Raw genomic sequence first — 17,733 nt, forward strand, 5'->3', positions numbered from 1 at the left:
ACGGGTCCAGGCTGGGGGCGTCCGGAGCGGGGCGGCAACGGGTTTCCGGGGCGCCGGGGGCGGTCCGGCGAGTTCACCTATCCGGGTGAACCGACCGGTGCGGCGACGGGCCGGACGGGCCGCCCGACGGCGTCCGGTTGACGTGCGGGGGCGGACCGTACGGCCCGAAAGGGGACGCTCCGACTGGGCGGACCGGGTGGCGGCGCCCGGCCGCCGCGGTGCGCGGTACCGGCCCGGAGCGCACCGTCGGGCCCCGACCGGGAGCGGACGGCCCGGGACCGGAGGTGATCACGGGCCGCCCGGCGGCGCCTATTCTTGGGGCGCTGGAGTCTTGGGGCGCTGGAGATGTGGTGCCGCTGGACGAACCCCGCTGGACGAACCGGAGAGTGCCACCGATGCGCGTGTACGTGCCCACCACCCTGACCGGCCTGGCGGCGGCGCACGAGGGCGGCGCCCTGGACCAGTCCGCCGCTTACGCCGTGACGCCCGCACTGCGCGAGTGGTACGTCAGCGACGACCTGGAGGAGCTGGAGTACGCGGCGCTGAACCGGGCCGCGCAGTCCTCGCTGCGGCTGCTGGCCGCCGACCCGCAGGCCCCGTGCCGCCGGGTCGTGGTCGCGCTGGACGTGGCCGACGCGTCGGTGCGGCCCTTCCCCGGGGACGAGTACCAGGACCAGGCCTCGCTCGGCCGGGTGGTGCTGGCCGGCCCGGTGCGGCTGGCCAAGGCCGCCGCGGTGCACGCCGACGTGGCCGACGACGAGGTGGTCACGGACGTCGCGGCGGCGGTGGCGGCGGTGGCCGCGGCCGACGCGGGCGACCAGGACGCCCAGTTCACCGTGGACGGCGCCGAGGACCACGACCTGCTCTGGTACGCGACCCAGGAGATCCCCTCCCTGTTCGCGTGAGGTCCGTCCTACCGGCGTGTCACCCGGTCGGGTTACCGTTTCACCCTGTGCGCACTCACATCGTTTGGGACTGGAACGGCACGCTCTTCCACGACATGGAGGCGGTGCTCGGGGCGAGCAATGCCGCGTTCGCGACCATCGGCATCGGGCCGATGAGCCTCCAGGAGTACCGCGAGCAGTACGAGATCCCGATCCCCCGGTTCTACGAGAGGCTGCTCGGCCGGATGCCCTCCACGGAGGAGTGGCTGCGGCTCGACGACGCCTTCCACGACCACTACCGGGAGCTCAGCCGCGCCTGCGGGCTGACCGAGGGCGTGCGCGAGCTGATGGACGGCTGGCGGGAGGCCGGGAACAGCCAGTCGCTGCTGTCGATGTACGAGCACGACGCGCTGGTCCCGCTGGTCGAGACCTTCGGCCTGGCCGGCGGCTTCCTGCGGGTGGACGGCCGCAGCGGCCCGTCCGGCGGCCAGAAGGCGGAGCACCTGACCCGGCACCTGGCCGCGCTCGGCGAGCGGGTGGACCCGGCCCGTACGGTGCTGATCGGCGACGCCGCGGACGACGCCCGGGCGGCGCTCGACGCGGGCGCCCACGCGGTGCTCTACACCGGCGGTTCGCACACCCGGGAGAAGCTGGAGCCGGTCGGCGTCCCGGTGGTGGACAGCCTGGCCGAGGCGGTCGAGCTGGCGGGCCGGATCGCGGGCTGAAGCCAGGCCCGCCGTCCCGGGCCGGATCGCGGGCTGAAGCCAGGTCCGCCCGGAAGCGGGCGGGCGTGGCCGGGCGTGGCCGGACGTGGCGGGCGCCACGTCCGCCGTCCGCGTGTCTGAACGGGCGGATCGCGCCCCGGCTGGTCAGGCTGGTGTCACACCCGACCAGCCGCCAGGACGGAGCCGCCATGCCCATCGACGCAGTCACCGAGGTGCCGGTGCCGGTCAACGAGCCGGTGCAGGTGTACGCCCCCGGCAGCCCGGAGCGGGACCGGCTGGTCCGGCGCCTGGACGAGCTGGCCGCCGAGCAGGTCCCGCTGCCGATGACCATCGGTGGCGAGCAGCGCTTCGGCGGCGGCGAGCGGATCGAGGTCGTCCAGCCGCACCACCACGCCGCCAAGCTGGGTGTGCTCGGCAACGCCACCCGGGAGGACGCCCGGTCGGCGGTGGACGCGGCGCTGGCCGCCGGGCGGCAGTGGCGCTCGCTCTCCTTCGACGACCGCGCTGCGGTCTTCCTGCGCGCCGCCGACCTGCTGGCCGGCCCCTGGCGGGAGACGCTCAACGCGGCCACCATGCTCGGCCAGTCCAAGACCGTGCAGCAGGCGGAGATCGACTCGGCCTGCGAGCTGATCGACTTCTGGCGGTTCAACGTCCACTTCGCCCGGCGGATCCTGGCCGACCAGCCGGCCTCCTCGCCCGGCGTGTGGAACCGCACCGACCACCGTCCGCTGGAAGGTTTCGTCTACGCCGTCACCCCGTTCAACTTCACCGCGATCGCCGGCAACCTGCCCACCGCCCCGGCGCTGCTGGGCAACACCGTGGTCTGGAAGCCCGCGCCGACCCAGACCCTGGCCGCGTACCACCTGATGCGGCTGCTGGAGGCGGCCGGTCTGCCGCCCGGGGTGATCAACCTGGTGACCGGCGACGGCCTCCAGGTCTCCCCGGTCGTGCTGGCCGACCCGGCCTTCGCCGGGCTGCACTTCACCGGCTCCACCGCCACCTTCCAGTCCCTGTGGCAGACCATCGGCGCCAACATCGGCGGCTACCGCGCGTACCCGAGGATCGTCGGCGAGACCGGCGGCAAGGACTTCCTGCTGGCCCACCGCTCGGCGGACCCGGAGATCCTGCGGACCGCGCTGATCCGCGGCGCCTTCGAGTACCAGGGCCAGAAGTGCTCGGCGCTCTCCCGTGCGTACCTTCCGCGCAGCCTCTGGCAGCGGATCAAGGACGACTTCCTGGCCGAGGTGGACGCGCTCGCGGTGGGCGACGTGACGGACCTGTCCAACTTCATGGGCGCCCTGATCGACCGGCGCGCCTTCGAGAAGAACCGGGACGCCATCGACCGGGCGAAGGCCGATCCGACGATCGAACTGGCGGCCGGTGGCCAGTACGACGACGCGATCGGCTGGTTCGTCCGGCCGACCGTGCTGGTCTCCTCCGACCACCGGGGCGAGATCTTCCGGACCGAGTACTTCGGCCCGATCCTCGCCGTCCACGTCTACGAGGACTCCCGCTGGGACGACGTGCTGCGCCGGGTCGACGGCGGCGCCCCGTACGGTCTGACCGGCTCGGTGATCGCGCAGGATCGTTACGCCATCGCCCAGGCCGTCGAGGAACTGCGCTTCACGGCGGGGAACTTCTACATCAACGACAAGCCCACCGGGGCCGTCGTCGGCCAGCAGCCCTTCGGGGGCGGCCGGGCCTCCGGCACCAACGACAAGGCGGGGGCCGCGCAGAACCTGCTCCGCTGGACCTCCGCCCGGTCGATCAAGGAGACATTCGTCCCGCCGACCCACCACGGCTACCCGCACATGGGCTGAGGGTGAACACCAGGCTCCGGTTTGGACAAGGTGTCCAGGACGGACCCTACTTCCTGCGGGTTTGCTCCTACCTGTCCCTGTCCACCTTCGATTGATCCGGTTAGGCTGGCTGGCGTCGTCGGGTGGCTGCAGGACGAACGTGACGTCCTACCCGCTGGAAGGACGTTTCATGCGCGCCATGAGCCCCTTTCAGTCGGATGGTGCGGCAGGATTGCGGTGACCCGTCGGTGTACATCCACACACCACCGAGTCACGCAACGGCGCGCGACAGGAGCCAAGAAGTCATGCAGACCAAGCTGGACGCAGCCAAGGCCGAACTGCTCAAGAAGGCAGCCGCAGCCGCTGAGAACAGCCAGGTGGGGGGAGCGGCGCCGGGGGAGGGTCTGAGCAACGGCGCTCTGACCGCGTACCTGCACCACTACTACCTCCACACCGCGCCCGAGGACCTGGTCGACCGCGACCCGGTCGACGTCTACGGCGCGGCCGCCTCCCACTACCGCCTGGGCCTCAAGCGCCCGCAGGGCACCGCCGAGGTGCGGGTGCACACCCCCTCGGTCGAGGAGAACGGCTGGTCCTGCGGCCACACCGTGGTCGAGGTCGTCACCGACGACATGCCCTTCCTGGTCGACTCCGTCACCAACGAGCTGTCCCGCCAGGACCGCGCGATCCACATCGTGATCCACCCCCAGCTGGTCGTCCGCCGTGACATCACCGGCAAGCTGCTGGAGATCCTGGACGTCGACGCCTGCTCCCGCAGCCAGGCCGCCGGCACCGACTGGCCCGCCGACGCGACCGTCGAGTCGTGGATGCACATCGAGGTCGACCGCGAGACCGACCGCGAGGACCTGCGCTCCATCGAGGCGGACCTGCGCCGCGTGCTCGGCGACGTCCGCGAGGTCGTCGAGGACTGGGGCAAGATGCGCGAGAGCGCGCTGCGCCTGGCCGACGAGCTGGCCGAGCAGCCCCCGGCCGGCCTGCCCGAGCAGGAGGTCGGCGAGGCCTGGGAACTGATGCGCTGGCTCGCCGACGACCACTTCACCTTCCTCGGCTACCGCGAGTACGACCTGGTCGAGCACGAGGGCGAGGAGGTCCTCAAGGCCGTCGCCGGGACCGGCCTCGGCATCCTGCGCTCCGACCCGCACAGCCACGACGACGCCCACCACGCGGTCAGCGAGGCCTTCGGCCGGCTCTCCGCGCCGGTGCGCGCCAAGGCCCACGAGAAGAAGCTGCTCGTCCTGACCAAGGCCAACAGCCGTGCCACCGTGCACCGCCCGGCCTACCTGGACTACGTCGGCGTGAAGAAGTTCAACGCCGCCGGCGAGCCGGTCGGCGAGCGCCGCTTCCTCGGCCTGTTCTCCTCCGCCGCCTACACCGAGTCGGTCACCCGCATCCCGGTCGTGCGCCGCAAGGTCCAGGAGGTGCTGGAGGACTCCGGCTTCTCCAGCGAGAGCCACGACGGCCGCGACCTGCTCCAGATCATGGAGACCTTCCCGCGGGACGAGATCTTCCAGACCCCGGCCTCCGAGCTGCTCTCCATCGCGACGAGCGTGCTCTACCTCCAGGAGCGCCGCAAGCTCCGGCTCTTCCTGCGCCAGGACGAGTACGGGCGCTACTTCTCGGCGTTCATCTACCTGCCGCGCGACCGCTACACCACGCGCATCCGGCTGCTGATCACCGACATCCTCAAGGAGGAGCTGAACGGCGCCACCATCGACTACACGGTGTACGCCACCGAGTCGGTGCTGACCCGCCTGCACTTCGTGGTCCGGGTCGCCCCGGGCACCGAGCTGCCGCAGCTCACCGAGACGGACATCGAGCGGATCGAGAACCGCCTGGCCGAGGCCGCCCGGTTCTGGATGGACGGCTTCCACGACCAGCTGCACCTCGAGCTGGGCGAGGAGAAGGCCGCCGAGCTCGGCCACAAGTACGCCAACGCCTTCCCCGACGGCTACCGCGCCGACTTCCCGCCGCGCACCGCCGTCGCCGACATCAAGCAGATCGAGTCGCTGCACGGCGAGGGCGACTTCCGCCTGAACCTGTACCAGCCGGTCGGCGCCGGCGACGACGAGCGCCGCTTCAAGATCTACCGGGTCGGCGGCCCGATCTCGCTCACCGAGGTCCTGCCGGTGCTCCAGCGCCTGGGCGTCGAGGTGCTGGACGAGCACCCGTACGCGCTGCGCCGCTCCGACGGCACCACCGCGTGGGTCTACGACTTCGGCCTGAAGCTGCGCGAGGCCACCGAGCTCACCGACGAGGCCCGCGAGCGCTTCCAGGAGACCTTCGCCGCCACCTGGACCGGCAAGGCCGAGAACGACGGCTTCAACGAGCTGGTGCTGACCGCCGGGCTGACCTGGCGCCAGGCGATGATGCTGCGCGCGTACGCCAAGTACCTGCGCCAGGCGGGCTCCACGTTCTCCCAGGACTACATGGAGGACGCGCTCCGCAACAACACCCACACCACCCGCCTGCTGGTCAACCTGTTCGAGGCCCGGCTGAGCCCGAGCCACCGTTCGGGCGCCCTGGAGCTGACCGAGGGCATCCTGGAGGAGCTGTCCGGCGCCCTCGACGAGGTCGTCTCGCTGGACGAGGACCGCATCCTGCGCTCCTTCCTCAACCTCATCAGGGCCACCCTGCGGACCAACTTCTTCCAGCGCGCCGCCTCCGGCGAGTGGCACTCCTACGTGTCGATGAAGTTCGACCCGAAGGCCATCCCGGACCTGCCGGCCCCGCGCCCGGCGTTCGAGATCTGGGTCTACTCGCCGCAGGTCGAGGGCGTCCACCTGCGCTTCGGCAAGGTCGCCCGCGGCGGTCTGCGCTGGTCCGACCGGCGCGAGGACTTCCGCACCGAGATCCTGGGCCTGGTCAAGGCGCAGATGGTCAAGAACACCGTCATCGTCCCGGTCGGCGCCAAGGGCGGCTTCGTCGCCAAGCAGCTGCCGGACCCGGCGGTCGACCGTGACGCCTGGCTGGCCGAGGGCGTCTCGTCGTACAAGACCTTCATCTCGGCGCTGCTCGACATCACCGACAACCTGGTCGGCGGCGAGGTCGTGCACCCGGCCGACGTGGTCCGCCACGACGAGGACGACACCTACCTGGTCGTCGCCGCCGACAAGGGCACCGCGACCTTCTCGGACATCGCCAACGGCGTCGCCGAGTCCTACGGCTTCTGGCTGGGCGACGCGTTCGCCTCCGGCGGCTCGGCCGGCTACGACCACAAGGGCATGGGCATCACCGCCCGCGGCGCCTGGGAGTCGGTCAAGCGCAACTTCCGCGAGCTCGGCGTCGACACCCAGACCGAGGACTTCACCGTCATCGGCATCGGCGACATGTCCGGCGACGTCTTCGGCAACGGCATGCTGCTCAGCGAGCACATCCGCCTGGTCGCCGCCTTCGACCACCGCCACATCTTCCTCGACCCGAACCCGGACGCGGCCTCCTCGTACGCCGAGCGCCGCCGGCTGTTCGACCTGCCGCGCAGCTCCTGGGACGACTACGACAAGTCGCTGATCTCGGCCGGCGGCGGGGTGTACCCCCGCTCGGCGAAGGCGATCCAGCTGACCCCGCAGGTCCGGGCCGCGCTCGGCGTCGAGGCGACCAAGCTGACCCCGGCCGAGCTGATGCGGGCGGTCCTCCAGGCCCCGGTCGACCTGTTCTGGAACGGCGGCATCGGCACCTACATCAAGGCCTCCAGCGAGACCAACGCCGAGGTCGGCGACAAGTCCAACGACGCCATCCGGGTCAACGGCGAGCAGGTCCGCGCCCGGGTCATCGGCGAGGGCGGCAACCTCGGCTGCACCCAGCTCGGCCGCATCGAGTACGCGGCCACCGGCGGCCCGGAGGGCACCGGCGGCTGGATCGACACCGACGCGATCGACAACTCGGCCGGTGTGGACACCTCGGACCACGAGGTCAACATCAAGATCCTGCTCAACCAGGTCGTCGCCGAGGGCGACATGACGGTCAAGCAGCGCAACGCCCTGCTGGCCGAGATGACCGACGAGGTCGGCCACCTGGTGCTGCGCAACAACTACGCGCAGAACGTCGTGCTGGCCAACGCCGTCTCCCAGGCGCACAGCATGGTCAACGTGCACGCCCGGATGATCAGCCGCTTCGAGTCGGCCGGCCAGCTGGACCGTGCGCTGGAGTTCCTGCCCGCAGAGCGCCAGATCCGTGAGCGCCAGCAGAGCGGCCGCGGCCTCTCGCAGCCCGAGATGTCCGTCCTGCTCGCCTACACCAAGATCATCCTGGCCGAGGAGCTGCTGGCCACCGAGCTGCCGGACGACCCGTTCTTCCGCAGCGCGCTGCACGAGTACTTCCCGAGCGCGCTGCGGGCGAAGTTCGCCGACGCGATCGACAACCACGCGCTGCGCCGCGAGATCATCACCACGCTGATCGTCAACGACACGATCAACCGCGGTGGCTGCACCTTCGCCTTCCGCCTGAAGGAGGAGACCGGCGCGACCTACGAGGAGATCGCCCGGACGCACACCGCCGCGCGGGCCGTCTTCGACCTGGAGCCGATCTGGGCCGAGATCGAGGACCTGGACAACCAGGTCCCGGCCCAGGCACAGACCAAGATGCGCCTGCACTCGCGGCGCCTGGTCGAGCGCGCCACCCGGTGGATGCTCAACAACCGCCGCCAGCCGCTCGACATCGCCGGCACCATCGAGTTCTTCCACGACCGGGTCAACCAGGTCTGGGCCTCGCTGCCCAAGCCGCTGCGCGGCGAGGACCTGACCTGGTTCGAGTCGGTGTACAACGAGCTCGCCGCGGCCGGGGTGCCGGAGGAGCTGGCCACCCGGATCGCCGGCCTCTCCTCGGTCTTCCCGACCCTGGACATCGCCGAGGTCGCGGACCGTTCCGGCAAGGACGTCGCCGAGGTCGCCGACCTCTACTACGACCTGGGCGACCGGCTCCAGATCTCGCACCTGCTCGACCGCATCATCGAGCTGCCCCGCACCGACCGCTGGTCGTCGATGGCCCGGGCCGCGATCCGCGAGGACCTCTTCGCGGCGCACGCGGCGCTGACCGCCGACGTCCTGGCCTGCGGCCCCGAGGGCGCCACCCCGGAGGAGCGGTACACCGCCTGGGCCGAGCTCAACGCGACCCTGCTGAACCGCGCCAAGAGCACCCTCGACGACATAAGGGGTTCGGACAACTACGAGCTGTCCAGCCTCTCGGTCGCGATGCGCGTCATCCGCACCCTGCTGCGCACCGGTTCGATGCGCTGACGGACGGCTGTACCGGAGGGGCCCGCGTCCACGGGGACGCGGGCCCCTTCCGCATGCTCGGACCCTTTCGTGCGCCCGGTCCTGCTCGCGCGATCCCTTCCGCGGGGTCCCTTCCGTTCACGGTTCCGGCCCCTCGCGGTCGCCCCGGTTCCACGGCCCCGATAACGGTTGTGGATCGTGAGCGCACCTTCGCTACGGTGTTCCGGAAGGATCACATGGGGGTTGTCGCATGAGGAAGAACCGGGCTTCGGCCCGCGCACTGGGCGTGGGCGTCTCGGTGGCACTGCTGGTCGCCGCGGCGGCGGCCTGTTCGCCGGACGACGGGAAGGGCGGCGCGAAGGACACCGCGAAGGCCGGCGCCGCGGCCACGGCCGGGGCGGGCGCGTCCGCGGCGGCGCCCACGACGAAGGCGCCGGAGGCCTTCGCGGCGGCCGGCTACCGCGGCCTGACGCCGGGGATGGCGAAGGACGCGGGCCTGGCCACGGGCGCGCTGGAGACCGCGCCGGTCTCGCTGCTCGGCGGCTGCGCGGACTTCGTCTACCGGGGCGGCCCGGCGCCGGACCAGGCCCGGATGGCCGCCGAGGCGGCCACCGAGGCCCGCTACCGGGACCTGAGCGCCAAGGCCGACGCGGCCAACGGCAAGGCTCCCGCCCCGGCGGGCACCCTGCCGCCGAACGCCTCCGCGAAGGAGGCCGCCGCGGCCGCCGCCGGTTCGGCCGCCGGGGCCCAGGACGCGGCTGCCGCCGCCAAGTTGATCGCGGACTCGACCCAGGCCCTGGTCGACCTGAAGGTCGCCCGGGAGACCATGGAGAAGGCGTACCTGACCACCGGCCGGGTCTCCTTCTCCCCCGCGGGCCTGCGCGAGCTGGTCGCCCCGGCGGAGGCGAGGACCGCCGAGGGCATCGGCGCCGGCGCCACCGTGGAGGCCCTGCAGCAGGCCTACGGCGCCAAGGGTCTCCAGCAGGCCAGGCCCGAGAGGTACGTGCTCCCGGTGGAGGAACGGCCGGGCTGGCAGTACGAGTTCACCGTGGACGGCGGGAAGGTCACCGGGATGGCCGTGGTGAACCGCGCCGTCAAGTGCTCCTGACCGACCGGTCAACCGATCGACCGGTCGGCTGACCGGTCGGCCGGCCGTCGAGGGCCCCGACGAACCCTCCCGGTTCGTCGGGGCCCTCGGCCGTTCCCCGGGGCCGCGCCGGTTCCGGAGTGTGGCGGCGCGACCACCCTGCGCGCGAATCGAAGTGTGGTGGGGACGTGTCCCTGCGGTTAACGCGGCGTCACGAATCGCGCCATTTCTTGTCAGAGTTCCCAGCAAGTCGTGGAATTTCGCCCCAACTGCCCTTTTTGGTATCTGTTCTGACATGGCATGAGGTGCAGTAGGCTGACTCCGCGATAGGCGTCGCCGCAGGTCTCGTGTCGGAATGCACTTCGATGTGATGTGACATCAGGTGCCTTTCGGAGAGCTTCAGGCCGCCAGTCCCATTCGCGCTTTGGGGCCCGGACCGGCTCCACGCGATGCCACCTGAAGAGAGTTTCATGACGTCATTTGTGCAGGAACCCTTTTTCTGGGTCTTCATCGTGGTGATGCTCGCAGCCGTCGGAGCGGCCCTCCAGGCCCGCAGGACGAACCTCGCCCTGCGGCGGCGCAACGCCTCCCTGGAGGAGGAGAGCGCCCTGGCACAGCGCCGGCGTGACGAGATCGCCGCGCTGCACGACCACCTGCAGAACCAGCACGCGTCCGAGCTGACCGCCGTCCGCCGGGACGCCGAGGAGGACACCAAGTCCGTCCTCAAGGCGGCGATGCGGACGCTGCAGGGCTTGGCCGACGAGCAGCAGGTCGTCATCGACAAGGTGCAGCGGAAGTACGGCGACAGCCCGCAGATCCTCGCCGACCTGATGACGATCGACCACACGAACAGCCAGTTCGGCCGGCGCGCCCAGGGCATCGCGGTGCTCTGCGGCGGCTGGCTGGGCCGCCGCGAGAGCGTCGCCTCGGTCTACGACGTGGTCCGCAGCGCCCAGGGCCGGATCCGGCACTTCGACCGGGTGCGGATCCACTCCCGGGTCAGCGTCTCGCTCGCCAGCAAGGTCGTCGAGCCGGTCGCCGTGGTGCTGTCCGAGCTGCTCGCCAACGCGACCAACTACTCCGCCCCGGACACCCCGGTGGAGGTGAGCGTCCAGGCCGTCCCCACCGGCGTCTGCCTGATCATCGACGACGCCGGCCTCGGCATGGGCCAGGAGGAGAAGGACCGCGCGGCAGTGCTCCTCAACCCGGGCGCGCCGATCAGCCTCACCAGCCTGGGCAACCCCCCGAAGTTCGGCTTCGCCGTCTCCGGCATGCTGGCCGCCCGCTACGGCTTCCGGGTCTCCGTCGACTCGGTCTCCCCGTACGGCGGCGTGCGCGCCGTGGTGCTGCTGCCGGCCGAACTGCTCAGCAGTGAGGTCGCGGCCCCGCCCGTCGCCGTGCACACCGACTACCAGGACTACCAGGACCATCAGGACTACCAGGACTACCAGGCCGCACCGGTGGAGCAGCCCGCGCAGGCCTGGGCGCCGGCCGCCGGCCAGCGGCTCGTGTCGCTGTCCGAGCCGGCGCCGCCGCTGGCCCCGGTGCCCGCGGCGATGGCAGGGCCGGAGACGACCGCGGACGGACTGCTGCCCCGGCGCCGCCGCCAGCGGCCCGTGTCGGTCGTCCCCGCCCCGCAGGCCCCCGGTCGGGCCGAGGAGCCGGTGCGGAGCACCGGCCAGCACACGCCGTCCCGCCTCGGCGCGTTCCAGCGCGGCACGCTGTCCGGCCGTAACACCATGTCCACGGAAGGAACCGAGATCCAGTGAGCCGTGATCTGTCCTGGGTGCTGAACGACCTGCTCCAGGTACCCGGCGCCCGGCACGCCATCCTCGTCTCCGCCGACGGCCTCCTGCTCGAACGCTCCAGCGAGATCGGCCGCGACGAGGCGGAGACCAACGCCGCCGCGATGAGCTCGATGCAGTCGTTGAGCCGCGCGGTCGCCCCGTTCGTCGGCGCGGGCGGCGGGGCCTGGCGCCAGACCCTCCTGGAGTACGACCACGGCTGGATCTTCCTGATCGCGGCCGGCAGCGGCGCGTACCTGGCCGCCTCCACCGCTCCCGACGTCGACATGGAGGCGATGTCCTTCCGGATGCAGCAGCAGGTGGGCGCACTCGGACGGGCGATGTCGGCGGCGCCGCGCCAGAGCTCGCTCAGCGGCTCATGACGGGCGGCGAGGAACAGCGGGTCACCGGCGGCTTCATCCGCTCGTACGTCATCACCGGTGGACGCGAATTACCGAACGCGGACGACCTGTCTCTGATCACCCTGGTCACCGTCGCGCCCGAGCAGGACCTCCCCGCCCTGCCGAGCCCGGAGACCCGGGCGATCTGGGAGCTGTGCTCCGGCGGCTACCTCTCGGTGGCCGAGGTCTCGGCCCGGCTGGAGCTGCCGGTCGGGGTCGTGAGGCTGCTGCTGACGGACCTGATCCGTGAGGGACGGCTGCTGCGCCGGTCGGCCCCGCCCCCGGCCCAGGCCCCGGACCCGAGACTTCTAGAGAAGGTACTGCATGGACTTCAACGCCGGTTCGCATGAGGACATCTACGTCCCCGGCGCGGTGACGACCGCGGTCAAGATCCTGGTCGTGGGGCACTTCGCGGTCGGCAAGACCACACTCATCGGGGCGCTGTCGGAGATCGCCCCGCTGAGCACCGAGGAGAGCATGACGCAGGCGTCCATCCGCGTCGACGACCTCCGCGGCGCACCGGACAAGAAGACCACGACCGTCGCCCTGGACTTCGGTCGGCTGACCCTCGGCGACGACCTGGTGCTGTACCTGTTCGGCACGCCGGGGCAGCAGCGGTTCATGCAGCTCTGGGAGGACATGGCGCGGGGCGCGCTGGGAGCCCTGCTGCTGGCCGACCCGACCCGCCTCGCGGACACCTTCCCCGTCATCGACCTGATCGAGCAGTACGGCCTGGAGTACGCGGTGGCGGTCAACAGCTTCGACCGGCAGAGCGAGTACACCGAGGAGCAGCTGCGCGAGGCGCTCGACCTGCTGCCGCACACGCCGGTGGTGTTCTGCGACGCGCGCGACCAGCGCTCATCCGCCAACGCCCTGCTGACGCTCGTCCGGCACCTGCTCGACCGCGCCTCCTGACCTCCCCCACGCTTCCCGACCTCCCCCACGCCTCCCTCCCCTCACGTCTCCCGGGTCCGCACCCGCCCGGGGCCACCTCCAAGGAACGACCCATGGAATCTCTGCAGCGACCCGTCCCGCAGTCGGCTCCGCCGGGCTGCCCGATGCACGCCGGCGTGAGCACACCGCTCTACGGGGAAATGTTCTCGGCCGACCCCGGCGCGGTCTACGACAAGCTGCGCGCCCACGGTCCCGCCGCGCCGGTGGAGCTGGCCCCGGGGGTGGACGCCACCCTGGTCACCTCGCACGAGGCCGCCCTGCGGGTGCTGCAGAACCCGGGGATGTTCGCCCGGGACTCGCGGCGCTGGGCGGCGCTGAACGAGGGCCGGGTGCCGATGGACAGCCCCGTCCTGCCGATGATGTTCTACCGGCCCAACTGCCTCTTCACGGACGGCGCCGAGCACCTGCGGCTGCGCAAGGCCGTCACCGAGAGCCTGGAGCGGCTCAACGACAACCGGCTCAACCGGCACGTCGAGCGGATCGCCGGCTACCTGATCGACCAGTTCAGTCCGCTGGGCCGGGCCGACCTGCTGAACGACTACGCCAAGCTGCTGCCGCTGCTGCTGTTCAACCAGCTGTTCGGCTGCCCGGCCGACATCGGCGACCGGCTGACCCGCAGCATGTCCGCGCTCTTCGACGGCCTCGACGTGATCCAGGCCAACGAGGAGCTGACCTCCTGCCTGATGGACCTGGTCGCGCTGAAGCGCCGCCAGCCGGGCGACGACATCACCTCCTGGCTCATCCAGCACCCCGCAGGCCTGCGGGACGAGGAGCTCAAGGACCAGCTGGTCATGCTGATGGGCGCCGGTGTCGAGCCCGAGCGCAACCTGATCGGCAACGCCCTGCTCCTGCTGCTGTCCGGCGAGGGCGGCTCCGGGCTGCGCATCGAGGACGCCCTCGACGACGTGCTGTGGAACAACCCGCCGATCGCCAACTACGCCACGCACTACCCGATGCAGGACCTCAACCTGGGCGGCGTCGAGATGGACGCCGGCAGCCCGGTGGTGATCAGCTTCGCCGCTGCCAACAGCGACCCCGTGCTCACCGACGCCCGGCTGACCCTCAGCAAGGGGGCCCACCTGGCCTGGGGCGCCGGCCCGCACGCCTGCCCGGCCAAGTCCCCGGCCCAGTTGATCGCCCTGAGCGCGATCGAGTGCCTGCTCAACGCGCTCCCGGACGTCATGCTCGCCGTTCCGGCGGAGAGCGTGGAGTGGCGGCCGGGCCCGTTCCAGCGCGGCCTGGTCTCGCTGCCGGTGCGGTTCAGCCCGGTGGCCGCCCGCACCGCGCGGCCGGCCGGGGGCGCGGACACCGCCCCGGCCCCGTCCCCGGCCGGCTCCGAGCAGGCGCAGGCGTACGCGCAGGTCACCGCCGCCGCCGCCGCACCCGCCCGGGCTCCGCAGAAGAAGGGGTGGTGGAGCTCCTTCCTGGACGTCTTCCGGCTCTGAGTCGTCCAGGGGCCCGGCCCGGCTCCGGTCGCCGGGGTCCCGTGGTGTCCCGGATCCGCGTCCGGGGCCACGGGCCGTCGCGCCGTGCGCCGTCGCGCCGTCGCACCGTCGCACCGTCAAGAGTCCTTCGGTCACCGCGAGGTGAACGGCGTGCGACGACGGAGCAGAACGTGACGGGGGCAACACGGATCGACGCTTGAGCGCGCTGTTGCTGGGTAGTACGCCGCCGTACTGCCCGCCCGCGTGTTGAAGGAGCCCGTGTGACCGCCATGTTGGAAGCCCGCCCCGCGGAGTCGGAGCGTGCTGACGGAAGGGCCGACCGCCGCGCCGCCGTCCCGCTGCTGCGAAGGCTGCGGTCGGCCGAGGGGCTCGCCGACCCGAGCCTGGTCTACGACGAGCTGCGGGCGCTGGGCGAACTCGTCCCGGCGCCCTGGGGCGGTTACCTGGTCACCGGCTACGAGGCGTGCGACCAGGTCCTGCGCGGCAGGACCTGGCTCGTCCCCGACTTCGCCTGGCAGGAGCGGCAGACCGGGACGGAGCGCTGGGAGGCCGTCGCCACCCAGGAGATGAGCCGGACCCTCTCCCGGCTCAACGCCCCCGAGCACACCCGGCAGCGGCGCAGCCTCGGGAGCCTCTTCGACCGGAACACCCTGCGGGACATGGTGCCGGAGATCGAGGCCGACGCCGCCCGGCTGCTCGACCACCTGGCCGAGCGAATACGGACGGACGGCGAGGCGGACTTCGCCTCCGTGGTCAGCGAGCAGCTGCCGATCGGCACCATCGGGCGCTGGCTGGACATCGCGCCGGCGGACTACCCGCACATCCTGACGATGACCCACAACCAGGTGCACGCCCAGGAACTGCTGCCCACCAAGAGCCAGCTGGCGGTCTCCGAGCAGGCCACCACGGAGCTGCGCGAGTACTTCACCCGCCTCGTCCGGGAGCGCCGCGAGAACGACGGCGACGACGTGGTCGCGGGCTGGATCCGCACCTGGGACGCGCTGGAGTCCGACCGCGAGGCCACCGACCGGATGGTCTACCAGCTCACCATGTTCGTCACCATCGCCTCGCTGGAGACCACGGCGACGCTGCTCTCCTCGCTGGTGTGGCAGCTGCTGCAGACGCCGGGCCGGTGGGAGTGGCTGCGGCAGCGGCCCGAGCACATCGACGAGACGATCGACGAGGCGCTGCGCTACGACCCGCCGATCCGCGTCAACAGCCGCGTCGCGGGCGAGGACACCGTGCTGGGCGGGGTGTTCCTCCCCAAGGACACCATGGTCCACGTGATGTACGGCGCGGCCAACCGCGATCCGCGCCGCAACCCGGACCCGCACACCTTCGATCCGCTGCGCCGGGGCTCCCACCTCACCTTCGGGGGCGGCGCCCACTACTGCCTCGGCGCGGGCCTGGCCCGGCTGGAGGCGCGGGCCCTGCTCGGGCAGCTGCTGGAGCGCTTCCCGACGCTGAGGGCGGTGAGCCCACCCGAGCACGCGCCCCGGATGGTGTTCCACCGGGTGACGTCCCTGAGAGTCGCCGCATGAACGTCTCCCCGCAGGCTCCCCAGTACCCGCCGTACGCGATGCGGCCCCCGTACCTGACGAACCCTCCGGCGCCCACCGGCCGGTACCCCGAGCCCGGGCCGGCGGCGGTTCCCGAGCCCGCGCCCGCTCCGGCCCGTACGGTCCGTTCCGAGCTCCGGGGAGCGGTGCTCCACGTCGAGCTGGACAGCCCGGCGACCGGGAACGCCGTCACCTCGGCCATGCTGGACGAACTCCTCGCCGTCCTCGCCGCGCCCGACCCGGCCGTGCGGGTGATCGTGCTGTCCGCGGCCGGCCGGGACTTCTGCCTCGGCGGCGACCGCGACGAGCTCTTCGCGGGCCTGGACGAGGACCCGACCGGCGGCCGGATACGGAGCTACGGGGACCGGGCGCGCCGGGTCTGTGAGGCCCTCACCAGCAGCCCCGCCGTGACCGTCGCACGGGTCCAGGGCCGGGCGACCGGCGCCGGCTTCGCCCTGGCGCTCGCCTGCGACCTGCGGGTCGGTGCCGACAGCGCCGTCTTCCGGCTGCCCGAGCTGGCCCTGGGCCTGCCCGTCGCCTGGGGCGGGCTGCTGCCCCGGCTGCTCCACGAGGTCGGCGCGGCCCGGGTCCGCGAGATCATCCTCACCGGCCGCCCGGTCGGCGCGGTGGAGGCGCGGGAGCTCGACATCCTGCAGCGGGTCGTCCCCGAGGACGGCCTGGACGCGGCGGTGGAGGAGCTGGCCAGGCCCATCACGCGCCGCTCCGAGGCCGCCCTGCGGGTCACCAAGACGCTGCTGGTCTCGCACGCCTCGGCCACCCGGATGGCCGACGCCTCCGTGCTCGACTCCGAGCTGATGGCCTCGGTCATCGCCGCCGCCCACTACACCCGCGGCCTCGCCACCCGGCCCCCGGCCTCCTGACCCGGTGCCTGCGACGGGGCCCGCGTCCTGGGGACGCGGGCCCCGTCCGTGCGGCTGGGAAAAGAGTGTGGATCGTGTCCGCACGTTCGCTACCGTGTGCGATCGACAAAGGGAGACGATCATGGTGGGGATGAAGCGCGGCACGCGCGTGGCGGTGGCCGTGCTGACGATGGCTCTGGTCGCGGCCGGAGCGGCGGCCTGCGAGGGGGACAAGGGCGGCGCCGCCGCGGCGGCCGGTACGCCGCCGCAGCCGTTCGGCGCGAGCGGCTACCGGGGACTGCAGCTGTCGATGACCAAGGACGAGGTGCTCGCCTCCGGGGCCCTGGAGGCGTCGCCGGTCTCGGTGCTGAACGGCTGCACCGACTACGCGTACAAGGGCGGCCCCGCGCCGGACCCGGTCCGGATGGCGAACGAGGCGGAGGTCCACGCGAAGGCCGGCAAGGCGCTGGCCAGGATGGACGAGATGAGGGCGAAGCGGAAGCCGGTCCCGCCGCTGGCGGCCGGGGCCTCGCTGAAGGAGATGCAGGAGCACAGCGCGCGCCTCCAGGAGCAGCTCCAGCAGGACACCGCCGACCAGCAGGAGTTCGCCGCGCTCCAGAAGGACCTGGACCTCGTCACGCCCGCCCGCAAGGCCCGGGACGAGGCTCTCAGGGCCACCGGCCGGGTCAACTTCGGCACCGAGGGCCTGCGCCAGGTGGTGGCGCCCGCGGACGCCCGGACCGCCGAGGGCGTCGGTGCCGGCTCGACCGAGGAGCAGCTCAAGCAGGCCTACGCGGGCAAGGATCTGAAGCCGGCCGAGGGCGGCAAGTTCGAGCTCCCGGCCGACAGCGGCAGCGGCGGCCCGGACTGGTTCTACGAGTTCACCATGACCGAGGGCAAGGTCGCCGCCCTCGCCCTGGTCAAGCACGACACCTACTGCTCCTGAGGCCCGTCCGGGCTCCGCTGGTTCGGCGGCCCGTCGGGAACCGGGTGGAGCCTGCGGA

The 17,733-nt window shown here is 72.1% G+C and carries 13 protein-coding genes; all 13 read left to right on the plus strand.

The window, feature by feature from the left end; genetic code table 11:
* Positions 1–395 precede the first annotated feature (395 nt).
* Positions 396–905 (plus strand): hypothetical protein, encoded by a 510-nt coding sequence (locus tag ABZ449_RS15865; RefSeq protein ID WP_360345840.1) that lies wholly within the window; start codon positions 396–398, stop codon positions 903–905.
* Between the two features lie 47 nt (positions 906–952).
* Complete coding sequence (locus tag ABZ449_RS15870; RefSeq protein ID WP_360345842.1) at positions 953–1,609, plus strand: HAD hydrolase-like protein; 657 nt, start codon at positions 953–955, stop codon at positions 1,607–1,609.
* A gap of 194 nt (positions 1,610–1,803) precedes the next feature.
* Positions 1,804–3,429 carry an L-glutamate gamma-semialdehyde dehydrogenase gene (gene pruA / locus ABZ449_RS15875; protein WP_360345972.1) on the plus strand — a complete coding sequence of 542 codons (1,626 nt, stop codon included), beginning with the start codon at positions 1,804–1,806 and terminating at the stop codon, positions 3,427–3,429.
* Between the two features lie 284 nt (positions 3,430–3,713).
* Positions 3,714–8,660: an NAD-glutamate dehydrogenase gene (locus ABZ449_RS15880; RefSeq protein WP_360345844.1), complete on the plus strand. Its 4,947-nt coding sequence runs from the start codon at positions 3,714–3,716 to the stop codon at positions 8,658–8,660.
* A gap of 229 nt (positions 8,661–8,889) precedes the next feature.
* Positions 8,890–9,747: a hypothetical protein gene (locus ABZ449_RS15885; RefSeq protein WP_360345846.1), complete on the plus strand. Its 858-nt coding sequence runs from the start codon at positions 8,890–8,892 to the stop codon at positions 9,745–9,747.
* A gap of 449 nt (positions 9,748–10,196) precedes the next feature.
* A complete protein-coding gene (locus ABZ449_RS15890) occupies positions 10,197–11,495 on the plus strand; it encodes an ATP-binding protein (RefSeq protein ID WP_360345848.1) in 1,299 nt (432 codons plus the stop codon).
* The gene (locus ABZ449_RS15895) at positions 11,492–11,893 is read left to right on the plus strand and encodes a roadblock/LC7 domain-containing protein (protein ID WP_360345850.1); all 402 of its coding nucleotides are present in this window, start codon (positions 11,492–11,494) and stop codon (positions 11,891–11,893) included. Before ABZ449_RS15890 ends, ABZ449_RS15895 begins: the two co-directional genes overlap by 4 nt.
* On the plus strand, positions 11,890–12,261 hold the full coding sequence (locus ABZ449_RS15900) for a DUF742 domain-containing protein (RefSeq protein WP_360345852.1): 372 nt from the start codon (positions 11,890–11,892) through the stop codon (positions 12,259–12,261). The genes ABZ449_RS15895 and ABZ449_RS15900 overlap by 4 nt, the downstream gene beginning before the upstream one ends.
* Positions 12,236–12,826, plus strand: a complete 591-nt coding sequence (locus ABZ449_RS15905; RefSeq protein WP_360345854.1) for an ATP/GTP-binding protein — start codon at positions 12,236–12,238, stop codon at positions 12,824–12,826. Before ABZ449_RS15900 ends, ABZ449_RS15905 begins: the two co-directional genes overlap by 26 nt.
* A 143-nt stretch (positions 12,827–12,969) precedes the next feature.
* Positions 12,970–14,310, plus strand: a complete 1,341-nt coding sequence (locus ABZ449_RS15910) for a cytochrome P450 (protein ID WP_360345974.1) — start codon at positions 12,970–12,972, stop codon at positions 14,308–14,310.
* 407 nt (positions 14,311–14,717) lie between these two features.
* Positions 14,718–15,851, plus strand: coding sequence for a cytochrome P450 (locus ABZ449_RS15915; RefSeq protein WP_360345976.1), 1,134 nt, complete (start codon positions 14,718–14,720; stop codon positions 15,849–15,851).
* Positions 15,848–16,750 carry an enoyl-CoA hydratase/isomerase family protein gene (locus ABZ449_RS15920; protein WP_360345856.1) on the plus strand — a complete coding sequence of 301 codons (903 nt, stop codon included), beginning with the start codon at positions 15,848–15,850 and terminating at the stop codon, positions 16,748–16,750. The genes ABZ449_RS15915 and ABZ449_RS15920 overlap by 4 nt, the downstream gene beginning before the upstream one ends.
* Positions 16,751–16,871: 121 nt before the next feature.
* Positions 16,872–17,675 (plus strand): hypothetical protein, encoded by an 804-nt coding sequence (locus tag ABZ449_RS15925; protein WP_360345858.1) that lies wholly within the window; start codon positions 16,872–16,874, stop codon positions 17,673–17,675.
* The last annotated feature ends 58 nt before the right edge of the window (positions 17,676–17,733 follow it).

Origin of the sequence: Kitasatospora sp. NPDC005856, from assembly GCF_040629945.1 — a bacterium.
Classification (GTDB): Bacteria; Actinomycetota; Actinomycetes; order Streptomycetales; family Streptomycetaceae; genus Kitasatospora.

Coding starts and splice junctions, on each gene's coding strand:
- ABZ449_RS15920 (WP_360345856.1), top strand. CDS start 15,848: ATGAACGTCTCCCCGCAGGCTCCCCAGTACCCGCCGTACGCGATGCGG.
- ABZ449_RS15885 (WP_360345846.1), top strand. CDS start 8,890: ATGAGGAAGAACCGGGCTTCGGCCCGCGCACTGGGCGTGGGCGTCTCG.
- ABZ449_RS15880 (WP_360345844.1), top strand. CDS start 3,714: ATGCAGACCAAGCTGGACGCAGCCAAGGCCGAACTGCTCAAGAAGGCA.
- ABZ449_RS15865 (WP_360345840.1), top strand. CDS start 396: ATGCGCGTGTACGTGCCCACCACCCTGACCGGCCTGGCGGCGGCGCAC.
- ABZ449_RS15925 (WP_360345858.1), top strand. CDS start 16,872: ATGGTGGGGATGAAGCGCGGCACGCGCGTGGCGGTGGCCGTGCTGACG.
- ABZ449_RS15905 (WP_360345854.1), top strand. CDS start 12,236: ATGGACTTCAACGCCGGTTCGCATGAGGACATCTACGTCCCCGGCGCG.
- ABZ449_RS15890 (WP_360345848.1), top strand. CDS start 10,197: ATGACGTCATTTGTGCAGGAACCCTTTTTCTGGGTCTTCATCGTGGTG.
- ABZ449_RS15910 (WP_360345974.1), top strand. CDS start 12,970: ATGCACGCCGGCGTGAGCACACCGCTCTACGGGGAAATGTTCTCGGCC.
- ABZ449_RS15900 (WP_360345852.1), top strand. CDS start 11,890: ATGACGGGCGGCGAGGAACAGCGGGTCACCGGCGGCTTCATCCGCTCG.